General features: G+C 55.8%; 16 protein-coding genes. 12 read left to right on the top strand and 4 right to left on the bottom strand.

Annotation, left to right across the window (positions count from 1 at the left end):
- The first annotated feature begins 244 nt into the window (after positions 1–244).
- Both ACQZ5M_RS09200 and ACQZ5M_RS09195 read left to right on the top strand, forming a co-directional pair.
- On the top strand, positions 245–1,297 hold the full coding sequence (locus tag ACQZ5M_RS09200) for a sugar phosphate isomerase/epimerase family protein (RefSeq protein WP_296017448.1): 1,053 nt from the start codon (positions 245–247) through the stop codon (positions 1,295–1,297).
- Positions 1,298–1,321: 24 nt separating this feature from the next.
- Entirely contained in the window at positions 1,322–2,509 is a 1,188-nt protein-coding gene (locus ACQZ5M_RS09195) for a Gfo/Idh/MocA family protein (RefSeq protein WP_449079545.1), read from the top strand.
- Positions 2,510–2,635: 126 nt separating this feature from the next.
- Here the strand turns inward: ACQZ5M_RS09195 and ACQZ5M_RS09190 are convergent, their stop codons facing one another.
- Positions 2,636–2,833, bottom strand: a complete 198-nt coding sequence (locus tag ACQZ5M_RS09190; protein ID WP_062441777.1) for a hypothetical protein — start codon at positions 2,831–2,833, stop codon at positions 2,636–2,638.
- A 288-nt stretch (positions 2,834–3,121) separates the two neighbouring features.
- On the opposite strand from ACQZ5M_RS09190, the gene ACQZ5M_RS09185 reads away from it, so the two are divergent.
- A complete protein-coding gene (locus ACQZ5M_RS09185) occupies positions 3,122–3,751 on the top strand; it encodes an outer membrane protein (RefSeq protein ID WP_296098175.1) in 630 nt (209 codons plus the stop codon).
- Between the two features lie 67 nt (positions 3,752–3,818).
- Here ACQZ5M_RS09185 and ACQZ5M_RS09180 read toward each other — a convergent pair whose 3' ends face one another.
- On the bottom strand, positions 3,819–4,133 hold the full coding sequence (locus tag ACQZ5M_RS09180; protein ID WP_449079544.1) for a BA14K family protein: 315 nt from the start codon (positions 4,131–4,133) through the stop codon (positions 3,819–3,821).
- 584 nt (positions 4,134–4,717) lie between these two features.
- On the opposite strand from ACQZ5M_RS09180, the gene ACQZ5M_RS09175 reads away from it, so the two are divergent.
- The 5 genes from ACQZ5M_RS09175 (at position 4,718) to ACQZ5M_RS09155 (ending at position 10,845) form a co-directional block, all read left to right on the top strand.
- The gene (locus tag ACQZ5M_RS09175; RefSeq protein WP_296017442.1) at positions 4,718–6,268 is read left to right on the top strand and encodes a cryptochrome/photolyase family protein; all 1,551 of its coding nucleotides are present in this window, start codon (positions 4,718–4,720) and stop codon (positions 6,266–6,268) included.
- A 15-nt stretch (positions 6,269–6,283) separates the two neighbouring features.
- Positions 6,284–6,973, top strand: coding sequence for an SDR family NAD(P)-dependent oxidoreductase (locus ACQZ5M_RS09170; RefSeq protein WP_296017627.1), 690 nt, complete (start codon positions 6,284–6,286; stop codon positions 6,971–6,973).
- 302 nt (positions 6,974–7,275) lie between these two features.
- A complete protein-coding gene (locus ACQZ5M_RS09165) occupies positions 7,276–7,500 on the top strand; it encodes a hypothetical protein (protein WP_296017441.1) in 225 nt (74 codons plus the stop codon).
- A gap of 178 nt (positions 7,501–7,678) precedes the next feature.
- Positions 7,679–8,680, top strand: a complete 1,002-nt coding sequence (locus ACQZ5M_RS09160; protein ID WP_296017439.1) for a glycosyltransferase family 2 protein — start codon at positions 7,679–7,681, stop codon at positions 8,678–8,680.
- Positions 8,680–10,845, top strand: coding sequence for a glycoside hydrolase (locus ACQZ5M_RS09155; RefSeq protein WP_449079543.1), 2,166 nt, complete (start codon positions 8,680–8,682; stop codon positions 10,843–10,845). Before ACQZ5M_RS09160 ends, ACQZ5M_RS09155 begins: the two co-directional genes overlap by 1 nt.
- A gap of 125 nt (positions 10,846–10,970) precedes the next feature.
- Here the strand turns inward: ACQZ5M_RS09155 and ACQZ5M_RS09150 are convergent, their stop codons facing one another.
- Positions 10,971–12,059 (bottom strand): hypothetical protein, encoded by a 1,089-nt coding sequence (locus tag ACQZ5M_RS09150; protein WP_449079542.1) that lies wholly within the window; start codon positions 12,057–12,059, stop codon positions 10,971–10,973.
- Positions 12,056–13,345, bottom strand: coding sequence for a lipopolysaccharide biosynthesis protein (locus ACQZ5M_RS09145; protein ID WP_296080534.1), 1,290 nt, complete (start codon positions 13,343–13,345; stop codon positions 12,056–12,058). The genes ACQZ5M_RS09150 and ACQZ5M_RS09145 overlap by 4 nt, the downstream gene beginning before the upstream one ends.
- Positions 13,346–13,463: 118 nt before the next feature.
- Here ACQZ5M_RS09145 and ACQZ5M_RS09140 point away from each other — a divergent pair, with 118 nt between their 5' ends.
- The 4 genes from ACQZ5M_RS09140 (at position 13,464) to ACQZ5M_RS09125 (ending at position 18,335) form a co-directional block, all read left to right on the top strand.
- Complete coding sequence (locus tag ACQZ5M_RS09140; protein WP_449079541.1) at positions 13,464–14,933, top strand: GumC family protein; 1,470 nt, start codon at positions 13,464–13,466, stop codon at positions 14,931–14,933.
- Positions 14,933–16,282 carry an O-antigen ligase family protein gene (locus ACQZ5M_RS09135; protein ID WP_449079540.1) on the top strand — a complete coding sequence of 450 codons (1,350 nt, stop codon included), beginning with the start codon at positions 14,933–14,935 and terminating at the stop codon, positions 16,280–16,282. Before ACQZ5M_RS09140 ends, ACQZ5M_RS09135 begins: the two co-directional genes overlap by 1 nt.
- Positions 16,283–16,343: 61 nt before the next feature.
- Positions 16,344–17,024 carry a polysaccharide deacetylase family protein gene (locus tag ACQZ5M_RS09130; RefSeq protein ID WP_449079539.1) on the top strand — a complete coding sequence of 227 codons (681 nt, stop codon included), beginning with the start codon at positions 16,344–16,346 and terminating at the stop codon, positions 17,022–17,024.
- 9 nt (positions 17,025–17,033) lie between these two features.
- Positions 17,034–18,335 carry a glycosyltransferase family 4 protein gene (locus ACQZ5M_RS09125; protein WP_449079538.1) on the top strand — a complete coding sequence of 434 codons (1,302 nt, stop codon included), beginning with the start codon at positions 17,034–17,036 and terminating at the stop codon, positions 18,333–18,335.
- The last annotated feature ends 83 nt before the right edge of the window (positions 18,336–18,418 follow it).

The raw sequence follows: 18,418 nt of genomic DNA, 5'->3' as shown, positions 1-18,418 counted from the left end.
TTAACCGAAGCAGTTGCGGAAAGGTTTCCTCTGGAGGCGTCATTTGAGAGACGCTCCCGAACTTGTTATCGCTTCGCCTCCGCATAAGCCCGTCCGCTCTAGGAGCACTTGTCGCTTGGGTGCATTTAATAGCGGCGGATGCGACATTCAGGGTTGCACGAAATTCTGGAGCGGTTAGCTTGTCCGCGGTTGTGCGGCGGAGGCTCGGTCCGTTCAACTGTATCGATACAGGAGGAAGTCAGAGATGAAGACGATCAAGGGTCCCGGTTTGTTTCTGGGTCAGTTCGCGGGAGATGCCGCACCCTTCAATAGCTGGGACGCGATCACAAAATGGGCCGCTGAAAAAGGCTATGCCGGCGTTCAGGTGCCAACATGGGCAAGCCAGTTGATTGACCTGAAAAAGGCCGCCGAATCCAAGGATTATTGCGACGAATTCGCCGGCGTTGCACGGCAGAATGGCGTCGAAGTCACGGAACTTTCCACCCATCTTCAGGGCCAGCTGGTCGCGGTACACCCCGCCTATGACGAAGCCTTCGATGGTTTTGCTGCACCCGAAGTGCGCGGCAATCCGAAGGCGCGGCAGGAATGGGCGGTTGAGCAGGTCAAACTTGCGCTGAAGGCGTCACGCAATCTCGGCATCGATGCGCATGCGACATTCTCGGGCGCACTCGCTTGGCCTTTCATCTACCCATGGCCGCAGCGTCCTGCTGGCCTTGTAGAAACGGCGTTCGACGAACTTGCAAGACGCTGGACACCTATCCTGAACTTCGCAGACGAACAGGGCGTCGATGTCTGCTATGAAATTCATCCAGGCGAGGACCTGCATGATGGCGTAACATTCGAGATGTTCCTTGAGCGTGTGAAAAATCACAGCCGCGCCAACATGCTTTACGATCCGTCGCACTACGTGCTGCAGTGCCTGGACTATCTCGACAATATCGACATCTACAAAGACCGCATCAAGATGTTCCACGTCAAGGACGCGGAGTTCAACCCGACGGGACGCCAGGGCGTTTACGGCGGTTACCAAGGTTGGGTCAACCGTGCAGGCCGCTTCCGCTCGCTCGGCGACGGGCAAGTCGATTTCGGTGCCGTCTTCTCCAAAATGGCGGCCAATGATTTTGACGGCTGGGCCGTGGTCGAATGGGAGTGCGCACTAAAACATCCTGAGGACGGAGCACGTGAGGGCGCGGAGTTCGTCAAGGCGCACATCATCCGGGTGACGGAGAAGGCCTTCGACGATTTCGCTTCCAGCGGTACGGATGACGCGGCCAACCGGCGCATGCTCGGCTTGTAACAGAACGATTTCGAGGATTTGAAAATGGCAATTGAAGGAAAAACGACCGACAAGGCGTCCAAGCGTATCCGCCTCGGCATGGTCGGCGGTGGCAGCGGCGCTTTCATTGGCGGCGTTCACCGCATGGCAGCGCGTCTCGACAACCGCTTCGAACTGGTGGCAGGCGCGCTATCGTCGACGCCGGAGAAGTCGAAGGCGTCCGGTCTTGAACTCGGTCTGGATGAAGACCGCTGCTACGGCTCCTATAAGGAAATGGCGCAGAAGGAAGCGGCGCGCGACGATGGTATCGATGCTGTCGCGATCGTTACGCCGAACCATGTGCACTTTCCGGCGGCCAAGGCCTTTCTGGAGCGTGGCATCCACGTCATCTGCGACAAGCCGCTGACCTCCAATCTCGAAGACGCCAGAAAGCTGAAAGAGGTTGCGGACACAGCTGACGCGCTCTTCGTGCTCACACACAACTACACCGGCTACCCCATGGTGCGGCACGCGCGCGAACTGGTGGAAAGCGGCGCGCTTGGCGATATTCGTCTGGTGCAGATGGAGTATCCGCAGGATTGGCTGGCAGAGCCGATCGAACAGACCGGAGCCAAACAGGCGGTGTGGAGAACGGACCCCGCACAGTCTGGTGCTGGCGGCTCCACCGGCGATATCGGCACCCATGCCTACAACCTCGGTTGTTTCATCTCCGGACTTGAGCTCGATGAGCTGGCTGCCGATGTACACACCTTTGTCGAGGGCCGACGTCTTGATGACAATGCGCATGTCATGCTTCGCTTCAAGGCGAAGGACGGCAAACAGGCGGCCAAAGGCCTTTTGTGGTGCAGCCAGGTCGCGGTTGGCCACGAAAACGGATTGAAGGTTCGTGTATACGGTACCAAGGCCGGACTGGAGTGGACCCAGGCCGATCCCAACTATCTGTGGTTCACCAAACTGGGAGAGCCGAAGCAGCTGATCACCCGCGGTGGCGCCGGCGCAGGGGATGCGGCATCCCGTGTCACGCGCATTCCGTCTGGCCACCCGGAAGGTTACTTAGAAGCCTTCGCGACGATCTATTCGGAGGCGGCCAATGCGATTGACGCACGCCGCAACGGTTCTGAACTCGACAAGGCCGTCATCTACCCGACCGTGGACGATGGTGTGAAAGGCGTTGCCTTTGTCGATGCGTGCATTCGTTCGTCCAAGGACAACGGCAACTGGGTCAAGCTCTGACGCGTTCCGCGATTTTTCAGGTTGGTATCTTGACCGACAGTTCTGTGTCGATCGTATCGACCATGTCTAAATACAAAAACCGCCGTGCGACAGCCTCGCACGGCGGTTTGCTGAATTACTATGTCCTCAGGCAGCGCCCGCTGGATCGCCTATTGGCAGGAGTGCGGGGTTGAGGGTCGGATCGTTGGGGTTCTTCGTATCGCCCGGATCCTTCACAGGGGGCACTGGCGGCTTTTCCTGAACTCGGTCGGGAATGCCCGGTGTCGATGTAGGACCACGCGGACTGTCGATCGTGGATTCGTCCAATGGATCACGGTTTGGCATGGTACGCTCCTTCGTTTGGGGTTCTCCAAGTAAACAGAAGCCCGCTCCATTGGTTCCCATTTTGCTTGCGTAGCGCCACTTCGTCCAACGGACGCCAATCGTAATTTTTCGTTAACCCCCTGTTAGCCATGCCGTTAAAGTTTTAGCTAAATTCTAACCAAGTTTCTTTTTCCGCCATACCTTCGCGATTATGTTGACCATAACGGCAATCAGACAGGCGCTGTCTACGGTTGCTTTCGGAATGACGCCTCCCGCTCAGGAGGCACGTGGACTTGTATGGAGTTGATAATGTCCTTTAAATTCAGATCTTATAATGTTGCCGCTGTAGCACTTTTGGCCGCAAGCCCGGTCGTCGCTGCAGACCTCACATCGTCTTATGAGGCACCTCCCGCCTATAACGAGCCTGCAAGCTCGTCCTGGACGGGTGCGTACGCAGGCGGTCATATCGGTGCCGCTATGCCAAGCGCGAACCCTTTCCGTGACGGCAAAGGTTTGGCTCTGGGCGTTCAGGGCGGCTACAACTACGATCTCGGCGGTGCAGTCGTGGGTGGTGAACTTGAGGCGACGCATTTGGGTGATACACGCGTATCTGTCCCGAACGGAAATCTGCGCGAGCGTTGGCGCGTTGCTGCCAAGGCAAAGGCTGGCGTTAAGATGGACGACACGCTAATTTACGGTACCGCTGGTCTAACCGTTACAAGCCTTCGCGACGGCGATAATGTGATCGGTCCCGACGGCATGAAGGAAGGCTACCTTCTCGGCGCAGGTATTGAGCACAAGTTCAATCAGCAGATATCTGGCAAGGTCGAATATAATTACGTTGCAACGAACGATGTTCGGACCTTCTCGGGCTCGACGACATCGCGTACCGACATCAGCGACAACGTTGTTAAGGGCGGTCTTAACTACCACTTCTAAGGTTATTGGCGGTATTGAAACCTGCCAATAAGGTGTCTTCAAGCAGGGCGGGCGAAACGCGCCTGCCTTACTTGGAGTGGCACACGGTCCGTACGCCAGATGCGTTGGCGAAAGTGTTGTCTGATGCTTGGTAGGATGGGTAGCGCGTTGCGCACCAGCGGATATGCTGGACCTCTTCGGCAGAAAGAAGAAGAGCTCCGCTTCCTTTCGTCGCGCCGCCATTGCTGAATGCGGACACGGAAACGTTCGTGCCTTCTTCCGCGGACGCTTCGCTCACATAGGCGGGATTGATAACGCTCAGAGCGAGCGATGGACTATTCGCGGCGCATACAAATGCTGCTGCAAAAAAAACTACGGATTTTATGTTTCCTGATCTTGACATTTTGGAAGTTCCTTTTCCGTATCTCGAAAAAGCAACGTAGCGAAGCCTGCTTTGGTTCCGCTGTTAACGAAGTCTTAGAATTCACGTGGCGGTGATTGTTACTTTCTGCTGCCTTTGCCTTGGTGATTCGAGCGGGGGCCGCCAGTATCAAAACATCAAAAGGCGCATGGGGGCTTAGTCGGTAGCTTTGCTATCACGTCCATGTGGTCGCGACTCTGGACCATCAACGGAGACGACGCGTCAGGCGCGGAGGATTTTTTTGGGGTTCCCATACGCGCATTCAACCCTATTGTCGCTCTTCTCGTCATCGGCTGTATGAATTGTTTGCTGGTGGCAATCGCTCATTCGATACGGTTGTGACATTCTCCAGCCACAAGGATGCGACGCTCGTTTGGGCCGTCTCAATTCTCGTCGGTTTGCCTCGTCTATAGCGGCTTGTTTCTTTTTCGCGTAAAGGTGCCGGTCATTGAGACGACATGAGAGGCAGCACACTTTTTTTAGTGGTGACGAAAGCTAAACTTCTAAAATCAGCCGGTGCCGATTTACATTGGGAACGGGACGTGGCGTCCTGACGTTCTGCGGCGATGAAACAGCGCTATCGTAATCTCATCTTCATCCTTGGCGATCAATTGTCCCACTCCATTTCAAGTCTGGAGGGGGCCGATCCGGGCCGAGATATAATTCTCATGTGCGAGGTGCATGAAGAAACGACTTATGTTCGGCACCATCGCAAGAAGATCGTCCTGATCCTGTCTGCCATGCGCCATTTCGCACAAGAGTTACGCGGTAAAGGATTCGATGTTCGCTACATCGAATTGGATGATGAGGCCAACTCTGGGAGCTTCACGAACGAGCTGAAGCGTGCAGTCAAAGAGACTAAACCGGAAAGAGTAATTGTCACCGAACCAGGCGAGTTTCGGGTATCGCAGGCAATGTCAGAGTGGGAAACGTCCTTCAACTTGCCAGTGGAGATACGCCTCGACAGTCGTTTTCTCTGTTCGAGGGAGGAGTTCGCCAATTGGGCCGAGGGACGGCGCGAGCTGAGGATGGAATTCTTTTACCGCGACATGCGGCGAAAGACAGGACTTCTCATGGAGGGCGATAAGCCGGTGGGAGGACGGTGGAACTTCGATGCAGAAAATCGAAAACCGGCCAAGCCAGATCTCTTCCGTCCGTCTCACTTGCATTTTCCGCCTGACGGCGTGACGCGACAGGTGATGACGTTGATTGATGGGCGCTTTGCCGATCATATGGGTGAGGCGGAGGGCTTTGCATTTGCGGTGACGCAACCGGATGCCGAGCGTGCGGCGGACGGTTTTATTGAGCATTTTTTGCCCAATTTCGGCGAAACGCAGGACGCCATGCTGACCAGCGATCCATTTCTCAACCACTCGCTTTTGTCTTTCTACATCAATCTCGGTCTGCTCGATCCCCTTGATATCTGCCGCAGGGCGGAGCGCGCTTTTCTAGAGGGTGAGGCACCACTCAATGCCGTGGAAGGCTTCATTCGACAGATTATCGGCTGGCGTGAGTATATGCGCGGGATTTACTGGCATTTCATGCCGGACTATGCAGCGCGGAATTTCTTCGACGCATCGCGATCGCTCCCATCCTTTTTCTGGGACGGCAAAACCAAAATGAACTGCCTTTCGACGGTAATCGGCGAAACCATCCAAAATGCCTATGCGCATCATATCCAGCGGTTGATGATTACCGGCAATTTCGCCCTTTTGGCAGGCCTCGACCCACATGCCGTGCATCAATGGTATCTGGAGGTGTATGCGGATGCCTTTGAGTGGGTTGAACTGCCGAATGTGATTGGAATGAGCCAGTTTGCCGATGGCGGTTTGCTTGGGTCAAAGCCCTACGCCGCGAGCGGCGCCTATATTTCCCGCATGTCGGACTACTGCGAAACCTGTCATTACGATGTGCGCAAAAAGACGGAAGAGGGCGCGTGCCCGTTCAATTCGCTGTACTGGGATTTCCTCGATAGAAACAGCGAGAAGCTTGGCGGAAACCGGCGGCTCGCTCAGCCCTATGCGACGTGGCGGCGGATGAAGGGCGAGCAACACAAGGCTTACAAGTCCGCTGCGCGAGCATTCTTGAAGAAACTCGATGACGCAGAACCTGTTTAGGAGTTCACGATGGTCATGACTTCGCTTCCCGAGGGGTTTCGGGCACTTGTTATCGGTTCAAGCGGCGGAATAGGTTCCGCTGTGTCCGAGGCATTGCGCCAGTATGGTCGCTGTGCCGAGATCGCTACCCTCTCGCGCTCCGAAGATGGCCTCGACATTACTGATGAGGCAAGTGTTCGGGATGCCGCTGCGCAATTGGAAGGCGAGTTTCATCTTATATTTTGTGCCACCGGCGCTCTCACCATCGACGGCGTCGGGCCTGAAAAGGCGCTTAAGCAACTTCATCCAGACGCGATGATGAAACAGTTTGCGCTGAACGCGCTTGGCCCTGCGCTCATCCTGAAACACTTCGCTACGAAGATGGTAAAACGCGAACGCGGTCTGATCGCGTTTTTATCCGCACGTGTGGGTTCTATAGGTGACAATCATCTTGGTGGCTGGATATCGTACCGTGCATCCAAGGCGGCCCTGAACCAGATCATTCGCACCGCCTCTATTGAATTTGCTCGCACCCACTCACAATCGGTGCTGGCCGCTCTCCACCCAGGAACGGTTGCAACCGGTCTCAGCGAAGACTACTCAAGCGGCCGCGAGCGTTTTCGCCCAGAGGAGAGCGCGGCCAAGATGTTGGCGGTTCTTGACGGGCTTCAGCCGGAGCAGAGCGGCAATTTTTTCGCCTATGACGGATCGAGCATCGAGTGGTAGGGTCTGGGTAGCTAAGGGGTTTCTGCGTTCGCAAATCCTCCCCGCCTTACCTCGTTAATCCGATGCCGTTCGTCGGAGGTCGTCTTGCGGCGTGGCGAGTGCGCCATGCGTAGGCGGCATCGCTGTCATGACTTGCGTCTTGCAATCCGCGCCCCCATCTTCCCACTTTGAATTCCAATCGAACAATGCGTAAAGGCCGATGCGTCCGCAAGGACGGATTGAGCGCGCGCTCGCGGAGGTGGACCATGCAGTCGGCACCAAAATCCTTGCCCGAAATGAATTATGGTGAGAGACAGGCCATAATGAGCACTATAACGGAAGCTCTTTCCGATGCGGCAGAGCATGCAGAAGAAGAGGGGGAAGTGCGTCTTGTCGAAAATTTTCGCGCAATGGCCGCCATGATAGAGGGCGAAAGCGGCCAGCCGTCACCGGACAATTTTGGGGCGCTGGAGTTGATCTTGCAACAGGCCATGACGCTTCTGCAGCTCTACATGGAAAAATCCGCCCATAGCGGAACGCTCCATTGACGACCGTCGCAGTCCTCGCTCGCCGGTCAAAGCTCCGTGGCATTGTCGTATGGTTGCCATAGCCTGAAGAAGCGCTTAAGCCAATCTTCCGGATATTAAGCATATGAGCAATATCTGATTAAAATTTTCTCTCGCGCGAGTATGCTTTTCATGCCCTGTGACATGTATGGATGCGGCTGTGAAATTATCGGTCATTCTTAAGACGCTCAACGAAGAAAAGCGCATCGGCGCAGCGATTGAAAGTGTCATCGCCGCCCTGAAAGCCCTGCCTGACGCCGAAAGCGAAATCATTGTTGCGGATAGTGGTTCGCGCGACAGAACAGTCGAGATCGCGTCTAAATATCCTGTTATTGTTGCACAGATCCAAGCGCCTGCCACAGCCAGTTGCGGTGTCGGTCCGCAACTGGGCTTCCAATACAGTAAGGGTGAATTCATCTGTCTGATGGACGGCGATATGCTGCTGGATCCGACCTTCCTGCCAGAGGCGTTCGATTATCTAGATAAAAATCCGCGTGTCGCCGGTGTCAGTGGCGACATCAACGAGGTCAATCTGGACAATCTGGAGTTCACACGTCGGGTCCAGAGAATTGCTTCGCAGGTCAAGCACGGCGTTCGCGATCGTCTCAATGGCGGAGGCATTTATCGCCGGGTGGCCATTGAAGAGGCAGGATATTTCTCCGACCGCAATCTTCACGCTTTCGAGGAGTTCGATCTCGCGCAACGCCTTCGTCTGCGTGGCTGGACGCTGTATCTTCTGGATCGCCGCTATGTCGATCACTTCGGCCACAGTATCAATTCCTATATCCTGCTGACACGGCGCTGGTCCACCAAGTATCTGTTCGGCACTGGAGAGCTTCTGCGAGCGGCGTGGCGACAGGGCCGATTGAAGGCTGTGATCCAAGAAAATCCGGAGATGAAGCTCTGGCTTGGGGTATACGTCTGGTGGGCGCTGCTAATCGTTTTTTTGATCGGCGGCATTTTCCATCCGGCTTGGCTATTAGGCTTTGCCGTTGTGCTGCTGTTGCCGGTTCTGGTGATGATGCTCAAGAAAAAAAGCGTCTCGCTTGGCCTTTACGCCATCGTTGCGTGGTGCTTTCATGCCGCAGCACTGCCGTTTGGCCTTTTTGCGCCTAGACGAAATCCCACCGATTGGATCGAAAGCAAGTTGTTGAAACCTTGATGAAAAAAAACCTTCTTTGGTTACTGGTCGCCTCGCTTCCTCTGATCCGGCCAGCCTACGCCGAAGAATGGCTCGCTGTGCGAGAAACGTCTCTTGAAGTTCAAGCAGGCAGCCCGCTTGATTTTTCAAGCATTCTTCCTGAAACAAAGATCGACGAGAACACGCGGATCATCATCAATCCCGCTGGCAAACTTGCAATGGCGAACGACGCCACCAAGCCGCAGCGTTTTCTGTGTGCCTCACTCGCGCTCAGTCCAGCGTCCGGTGGATTTCCCGATCACGATGCAGCAGACCGTTATGCGCTTCAGCTCAAAAGACATGGCTACAACATAGCTCGTTTTCATTATGTCGATGCCGCACTGATGGCGGACCGCAGCAAGGATTTCGACTTCGATCCGCAGGTGCTGGACCGCGTCCATTACTTCATGGCAGCGCTGAAGCGAAACGGCATCTACTGGATCATGGACGGTTTGAGCTCCACCCGTGGGGCCTATGGTGGCTACGATGACCGTTGGGATCTGAAAGGCGACCTGAAAGTCGATGCGCAGATTGGTGACGAGGGTTTTAATCACTGGCTGACGTTCCAGAAGGCTTTCTTCAGCAAGGTCAATCCCTATACCGGCATCGCCCCTATTCGCGATCCGGCGCTCGTCGCCATCGTTCCCTTCAACGAAAACGGTCTGGAATTCGATTCCATGGTGCAGGAGGGCGTTCGGGGCAGCGCTTTTCAGAAGCAGCTTCGACCGCTTTTCAATGACTGGCTGCTGAAAAAATATGGCAGCGACGACGCGTTAAAACAGAAATGGGGCTGGTGGACGAAAGAGGGTAGCCTGGAAGACCGTTCCGTTGCGCTGCCAACGAACCGCAACGAACGTAGCGAACGGACGCGCGACCTGCAATCTTTCTTCATCGACGTGGAGCAGAATGCCACACGCCGCATGACCAAGGCGCTGCGCGATCTTGGCTTTCGCGGCATCGTCTTGCCTTACAATAACTGGCCGACGATCCAGACTGGTATCAGCCGCAGCATCCAGGATGCCGTGGCGATGAACACCTATCATGATTGGGTCGGCTCCTACGAGCCGGGCACGAGCATTGAGGGTAAAAGTTCGCTGGAAGATGGGCTGCGCTATCTGAGAACGGTGGGCGCTGCGCGCTGGCTCGGCCGCCCATTCGTCATCACCGAATATGATCATCTGTTCTGGAACGCTTATCGCTACGAAGCAGGTCTTGCCGCACCCGCTTTTGCGGCCTTGCAGGGATGGGACGTTTTGTGCAGGCACGCGCACGGTCCGATCGTTCTCGCTTATGGCGAAGATTTTAAATTTAAAAAGCAGATACTGCCCTACACGATTGCACTCGACCCGGTGGCGCGGGCTGGCGAGACGCTATCAGCGCTCGTCTTTCGTCGTGGCGATGCCAAGAGCGCGCCGCTCGATATCCCGTTCTTGGTGGATGGGCAGAAGGGCCTGCCTCAGGGCGTCAACGATATGGAGCCCGAGCTTTTGACGCGCCTTGGTCTTCTCGGGGCTATCGGCCTTCAATCGATTGCTGAGGCGAAGCCGGGTGTTGTGGCTGTCGATCCCGCGCGAGAGGGCGAGACGCCGATGGCGATCGTGGCAGAGCTCAAGCAAGCAGGACGCCTCGACCCCTCCAGCCCGTCCGATCTCGACAATGGCAAGGTTGTAAGCCAGACCGGTGAGCTGCAACTGGACGCTGCCGCAAAGGCGCTGGCTTTGAGAACGTCGATGACGGAGGCGGTGGCTTTCGACAAAGTAGGAGATGGCGTCGAGCTCGGAACGATCAGTGTTAAAAAGGCGGACGGGAGAGGGCTACTGTCGCTATCCTCTCTGGACGGTGTGCCCTTGGGACAGAGCAAACGCCAGCTTTTGATCCTGGCATCTGATGCGCGCAATTCCGGCATGCGCTTTCGCGATGCCGATCAACACGTCATCGAAAATTTCGGTCATCTGCCTGTGCTGATCAGGCGCATGACGGTTGGTATCCGATTTGAGGGCCCTGGCACCTTCAAGGTTTCGCCCGTCGGTCTGGATGGACGGGTTCGGCCCCCTGTCGCAACCGCAAAGAGCGGCGAGACGATACAATTGTCGAACGATACGCCAAATGGTCCGACGACCTACTTCCTGGTGGAAAGAGCGGAATAAAGCGCGCAGCGATCTTTAGAAAAGCCCGTGCGCTCGGAGTTTTTAATCCGCAAAGGCTGAAGCGGATCGCGATCGTCCAGATACGCCCTTCATGCCTTTGCGAGAACGATATGCTTCAAGGCGGTTTAGTAGAAATCGCGCGTCAGACGTGTCCAACCTTCACCGCCAAGCCCACCAAAATAAGCTTGGCCACTTACCATAGCATCCTTGAACAACGCAGAGCGGCAGGTCGCGGAGATGCCGGTGAAGTAGCGGTACCAGATGCGGCGGTAGCGGGAGAGGGAGCGGATCATTTCGGGTCTTGCCTGCGAGCAGGCATAGGTAAAGCCCGATTGCTGCAAGGCCAGCAAGGCGGCATCGACAACGGCATCCTGAGCGCTGTCTGCGTAAAGAAGATCGAGTATCTGCGCTGAGCCGCCCATTTCGCCCACAAATGAGAAGACGCCGACTATGTTGCCGTTTTTATCCTGGACCTGTGCCAGCATCAGCCTGCCCCGTCCGTCCTCTCCAGCGGAGGCACTGACTGCCCAAGACACGTAGGTTTCGTCATACACGGGGGCGACAACATAGCGTGCCAGATAGCGGTTGGCGTAGTCGGCAAAGACAGCGGGAGTTGCCTCCACCACACTGTGTCCGTCTGGGGTCTTCACATCTTTCGCAAGGGTGTTATCAGGAAGCTGGCCACGGCTGATGAAGCGCGGAAAGCGGTCGAACAATTTCATTCTGAGAAAGCTGATCAGCGCCGGTACGGGTTTGAACATTTTGTACCAGCGCAGCGCTTGCACCTGCAGCTCTATCCCTCCGATTGCCTTGAAGTGGGCCACGGCGATGGGGGCGCCGCTGTCTGTGAAGAGGATATTGTCCGCCTTTGGGCGCGCGCTCAAAAACACGGCCGCTGCTGCCCGTGGGTTAGCATCGGGGGAAGTCGTGAAGCCGCAGGCGAGCCTTGAGATAACGATTTCCTCACCGACACGATAGGTGAGCGGTATAATGTTCAAAACTGTCTTCAATGTTCCTGTCTCATCGGCGGAGACGAGGCTGCCGTTCTCGGGTGTGTAATTGGGGTGCGAGAACAGGATGTGAGACAGATGGGCTTCAAGCGCTTTCGTTTTCGGCTGAGAATTGGGCCGAAACACCGAGCTGAAAAGCGCGCTCATCTGGGGAATATCAGCAAGTTCTGCGGGCCGAAGCTTCGAAGTGGCTTTTGTCGTCATGTTTGAACCTCTTTGCTTGCTGCGATAGAACGGGCGACGAAGGCTCTAACCACGAGCCATGAAGCGATCACGATGCTAAATTCGATAATATATGCCGAAATGAAAATTCCGTAGGGTGGCCAAATCCATGCTGCCACGCCGATAACGAGTGCGCCGACGCCGTTTGCGAGGTTCAAGACCCAGGCGCGGGCTCCGTGTTCGCCGGCCGCTCCGAGAAGGTCGACTGCAACCGACCAGATTGCGATGAACAGGATCAGAGGCGCCAAAATCCGAAGAAACGTCGGCAGGGATACATATTCCGCTCCGAAGATCAGCGGCATAAAAGAGGCGGAGAAGAATATAAACAGCGCTGCGGCCAGTCCGAGAGCGATCGCTATTGCCAGGATACGCATCGTCAGCTTGAAGGCATGATGGATACCGTTGACGCTGGCCACGGCAAGGTGAGGGTAAATGAGCCGGTTGAGCGCATCGACCGCCATATAGCTGCTATCGGTGATACGCCTGGCGACGCCGTAACTGCCTACCATTTCGGGACCGGCCACGAAGCCGAGAACCAGAAGGTCGACATTCTGGCGAAAGGCGCGGAAAATGAACGGAGTGGCGAAGAGAACCCCGAGGCGGATTTCGGGACGTTCCAGCCTGTAGTCCGGGCGCGCGATGCGGAAGGCGATCGAACCATAAAGCACGAGCGTCAGCGCATATGAAATCATCTGCCATGTTGCCCAGCTCTCGACCGTATCGACTTTGAACGCGAGGCAGGCGAGCGCTGCTGTCAGTGTGCGGATAAGCGCAAAGCCCATGATGGAAGCATTGGCTGCGCCGTTTCTGCGGTGGGCCAGGAAGATCGTTTCGCCCAGCATGATCAGGCGCACCAGGACGATGTTCGTCAAAAGCAACTGAAAGGTTATCCAGATATTCGCACCCGACGTTTCTCCAAAACGCATGAAGTGCGGCAGCACGAGCACTCCGAGCGAGACCAATACGGCTCCACTGACCGCGCTGAGTATGATGCTGTGGCCGAAGATACGCGGGAAGCAGGATGGATCTTGCGGCACACGACGGACAAGAGATTCCGATGCGCCCATCCCGCAGAGATGAACGGCGATGCTGGTAATGGCAATAAATGACACATAACGACCGAACTCTTCGGCACCGAATGTGCGGGCCAGTATCGCAAACGTGATGAGCTGCGCGGCGTTAGCAATCAGAAGACTTGCCGAGGATGCGCTATAGGACAAGAGCATTCCAAGCAATCTGGATGTATTTCCGGGTGCGTTTCTTGCCATGTTTCATTCCCTGCCGAGAAAGAGGAAGGGCGTAAACCATTTCTCAGCGGTCTGTGTGGTTTATGGGAGCTATAAGCTGAAAATGTTTCGTTTCGATTGACACAGAGGCCAGTCGCGCATGTACGAGTATCCAACGCAAAAGCGTGTCGAGCGCCCAAAGCCGGAGCCTTCGCCGCGCCCAAACGTCGATATCCGGCCGGCTGCATCCTCAGGTCCGATCATTACTCCCGGCAACGTCTTTCTTTGGCTGCGTCGCGGGCTCTTCATCATTCTGCTCTTCGGTATCATCGGCGCTGTGGGGGGCATTGCCTTTGGCGTCCTCACCAAACCGCGCTATACGGCTTCGATGGATATCCTGCTGCCGCCACCTTCTGGCCAGGTCCTTCCGAACGAATTGACGGCTCCTGCCATTCAGAGTGAAGCCCAAATCCTCGACATCTCCAGCAAAATTCTGCTACTCAACTCAGGTAATGTTCTCAGACAAACTGTCGAGCGCGAGCAGTTGCAGCAGCTTCCAGAGTTCAATCCTTCGCTCGAAGGCGGTTTCAATCTGATGCAGGCGCTCGGCCTGTCCAAGCCGCAGCCGCCGGGGGATCAGACCCTGACGGCGATGAGAATTCTCGACAAGCGCATCAAGGTCGGCCGTGAAGGTGGAACCTACCTCATCAACATCAGTCTCTGGACACGCGATCCGGAGCGCTCGGTCAAAATATTGGCAGCACTCACCGACTCCTTCAAACAGGAACTTGAGGCGGCGCGCAGCGATTTTGCCAAGAGCGCAAGCACTGCGCTCGCAACGCGTCTTGAAGAGCTGAGAGATGCCGCGACACAGGCCGCCAGTGCGGTCGTGGAGTTCCGGCAGAAAAACAATCTTCTCGATCTTGGCAGCGCAGGTTCCGTTAACGTTCAAAGTCTGTCTCAGCTGAACACCCAGTTGAACGATGCCAATTCCAGATTGCAGGACCTTAAGGCCCGTTACAAAAAGCTCAGTCAAACCTCTGCAAATGGTGCTGCCGGTGCCAATTCTCTATCTTCGCCGCTCCTCGACACGCTGCGCTCGCAATATTCGGTTCTCAAACAGCAATATGACGAGTTGGCGCTGACCTATGGGGAACGCTATCCCAAGCTCGCCGCTTCACGCGCGCAGCTTGCGACTCTCAGAACCGAAATCGCGCGGGAGACAGAACGCGTGTTGCAGAGCGTCAAGATCGAAATGGACCAGGCCCAGAGTGCTGTCGATTCTCTTCGTACCCAGATCAATAACGCTCAGGGCCGGGTATCGAACGACGATGCGGCGCAAGTTCAGTTGCAGGATTTGCAGAGAAATGCCGAAGCAAAGGCCGCACTCTACGATACGTTCCTGAAGCGTGCGGGCGAAACGGGAGAGCAGGAACAGCTCAATGTCTCCAATCTTCGCATAGTGACCGAACCGGTGCCGCCTGAAAGGCGTAGCTTTCCGCCTCCGACATCGCTGCTGGCAATCGGCGGCCTGATCGCCGGGCTTCTGCTGGGTGCATTCTTCGTGATCTCGGGCCGCACCGTCATCGAGCTGAGGCGAAACGACTGGCGGTTCGATCGGATCGTGTGATGCAGGTAACGACGGTCCCGGCAGTGCAGGTGAATGCTCAGCATGAAAAGATCAGGGTCGCGATCTTCATGGCCGTATTCCTGTTCTTCTGGATCACCACGAATCCGTTTATCGACCTCGTGCAATTGCAGGCTGCCGGCCTGGATGGGTCGACCGGTTCCAATGTCGTCAACCAGATTACGTTCCTGCTGATCACGTCGCTGACGATCTATGTCGCCGTGACTCATCCCCTGCGGGCGCAGATCTGTCGTCCAAGACTTCTGATCATCGCGCTTCTATCTTGGTTTTTCATCTCCTCCGCTCTGTCGGACTATCCAGTCGATGGGATAAAACGAACGATCCTCGCGACCATGACCTTCTTCAACGCTGGCATGTTCCTGCTTCTTCCCCGTTCGGAGGAGCAGTTCACGCGTCTGCTGCTATATGGAACGTCCATCGCGCTTGGAGTTGCCTATTTCGGCGTTCTCTTTCTACCCCGTTTGTCGATCCACCAGGCGACCGAAGTGCTTGAGCCAATGAACGCCGGTTACTGGAGAGGACATTACCCGCATAAGAATCTCGCCGCGGCGGTGACACTGCAACTCACCTTTTGCGGACTCTACTTCCGCAGTGCGGGCTGGAAAAAGAGCGGGATTGCCATAACCTTCCTCTCCGTGTTCTTTCTCATTCACACGGGCGGAAAATCGTCGACGGCAATGTTGCCGATGATCCTCGTTCTACAATGGATATTCGAGAAATTTCGCTGGACCCGATGGTTTATCGCGGTCGGTGGCATCGTAGCCTTTAACACGCTGATCCTTGGTGCGACGCTCTTTCCGGACTTCCGTGACCTCGTAGCATCTCTCGGGATCGATCCGACCTTCACAAACCGATCGGACATATGGAAAGTCGCGTTCGATGGCATCGCCCGTTCGCCGATCTTTGGCTACGGCTTTCAAGGTTTCTGGCAGACGCCCAACATGATGCATAGCCCTGCCGCCTTGGAAAACTGGGCAGTCAGAGCGTTCAACGGACATAATGCTTACGTTGATACGCTGCTGACGACCGGCATTCCAGGGCTGTTGCTGGCGCTTGCTCTCGTTATCCTGGTGCCGATGCGCGCCATAGCCTGCCTTGACCGAACACCGTCGAACGATCCCGCATTGACTCGCTTGTTTCAGCGCACATGGCTTTGCGTGCTTTACTCCGCCTGCTTGGAGGCTGTTTTCTTCCAGAACGGAAGTGCAGTGTTCTTCGCTTTCCTCATCTCCATTTTCGGATTGGTTCTGCAGTCGAGGATGAGTCTCGTAAAAGAACACGTCGCAGCCAGGGAGGGAAGCCGTGGCGTTTCTATCCAAGGCCAGCTGTAAACTCAATTATTTGCGCGATCGCTTGGCCGAAAGGGCAGTACGCGCTTTGCCGGCCTCGACAATGACTGTCACCTGCCGCCGTCCCGTCGTGTCTTTCACCTTCGACGATGTTCCCTGTACGGCATTGAGTGCGGGTGCGCGGATCCTTGAGGAATATGGTGTTCGCGGTACGTTTTATATAGCAGGAGGGCTGCTCAATCAGGTGGAGCCGGATCGGAATATGATCTCAGTCCAAGGCTGCCACGAGCTTGCTGAGGCGGGTCATGAGCTTGGTTGTCACACCTTTGGGCATGAGATCGTACATACCCTGTCAGGACGCGCCTTACGTGAAAATCTCGATCGCAACGGCGCCTTGCTCGACACCTTTGAGCGCCCGGTGAAGAAACGGAACTTTGCTTATCCCTATAATCAAGGATCGCTACGGCATCGGCAACTCATCGCCGATCGATATCAGACGGCGCGCGGCGGCGGCGATCGCATCAATCGGGGCACGGTCAATCGCGGCTTTCTATGGGGAATGGAAATCCGCCAACCGGAACAGGACGCTCTGGCACTGGTTCGGCAGATCGATGAGGTCGTGAAGAATCCGGGCTGGCTCATCTTTTTCACCCACGATGTCAGCGATACGCCGACACCCTATGGATGCACGCCTTCGACCTTTTCCACATTGGTGAGATACGCGGTGTCGAGCAATTGCCTCGTGCTTCCGGTGCGTGATGCTCTCGAACATGTTTGGGGCTAGGGAGAAAGAATGAACGGCAGGCTTCTGGCAATCAACAATTATCACTATCGCCGCGGTGGCGCGGATGCGATCTTTCTTGACCAAATGGACATGTTCGCCCGCGCCGGGTGGCAAGCCGTACCCTTTTCGATGCAGCATCCGAACAACCTGCCGACGGAATGGTCGTCTTATTTCGTTCCTGAAATCGAATTTGGTCATCAGGGCGGTATACTGACGAAAATAGGTCATGGGATCGAGGTCATCTATTCTCGCAAGGCTCGACGCAGCCTCAGCGCACTGATCGATCGGGTTCGGCCGGACGTGGCTCACGCCCATAATGTCTATCACCACATCTCGCCTGCGATCTTTCCACTTCTGAAACAGCGCGGGATCCCGACCGTGATGACGGTGCACGACCTCAAGCTTGCCTGTCCCTCCTACAAGATGCTGGCACCTGATGGTGTTTGCGAAAGATGTAAAGGTGGGCGCATCCATAACGTGCTGCTCCATCGATGCATGAAGGGCTCGGTGGCACTCAGCGGGCTCGTGATGGTCGAAACGGCAGTTCATCGAGCGCTGCGGCTCTATCGTGATCACATAGACAGGCTCGTCGTGCCGAGCCGGTTTTACAGAAACAAGCTGATGGAGTGGGGCTGGCCAAGCGAAAAACTGGTCTACATTCCCAACTTCGTTGAGCATGCGATCAGCAAACAGCGCCTTCAGGCCGACGAAGGCGACTATTTCCTTTTTGCCGGACGTCTTGCGCCTGAAAAAGGTGTGGCTACCCTCATTCGTGCGGTGGCGCGCGCGAAAAAGCGCCTGCTCGTCGCCGGCACCGGTCCGGAACAGGCATCGCTTCAGGCGCTGGCGCGAGAGGAAGGGGCCGATGTGCAGTTTCTGGGCTATCTCTCGGGGACAGCACTGCATGAGACCGTGGCGGGCGCCAAGGCGCTTGTTCTGCCTTCGGAATGGTACGAAAATGCGCCTGTCAGTCTTCTGGAAGCCTACGCTCTTGGCCGCCCTGTCATTGGAACGGATATCGGCGGGATTCCGGAACTGATTCAGCCTGACCATACAGGCCTCATTGCAAGGTCTGGCGATCCCGACGACTTGGCTCGTGTGCTGGCGCAAATGGATGCACTGTCGGCCGCAGAACGCAAGCAGATGGGCGCGCACGGTCGCGCTTGGGTTGAGCAGGATTTTTCGCGTCAGGCATTCTTCGACAGAACGCTCGACCTTTATCGTGAACTTGGCGTTTCAAGACCGACAGATCCCGTGAGGGATGTCCGACGAGGCAAACGCGACGCTGATGGAAGCATTTTATCAATATAATCGGAGTAATATCCGAATTCAAACCCGCTTGGCACAAGCGAATTTTAGCGATAACTAAGTTTAGATCGATGAATGATTGCATG

The sequence above is a fragment of the Rhizobium sp. 22-785-1 genome (assembly GCF_053521965.1).
The sequence above is the reverse complement of the archived record's forward strand: the minus strand, read 5'-3'. Positions and strand labels throughout refer to the sequence as shown.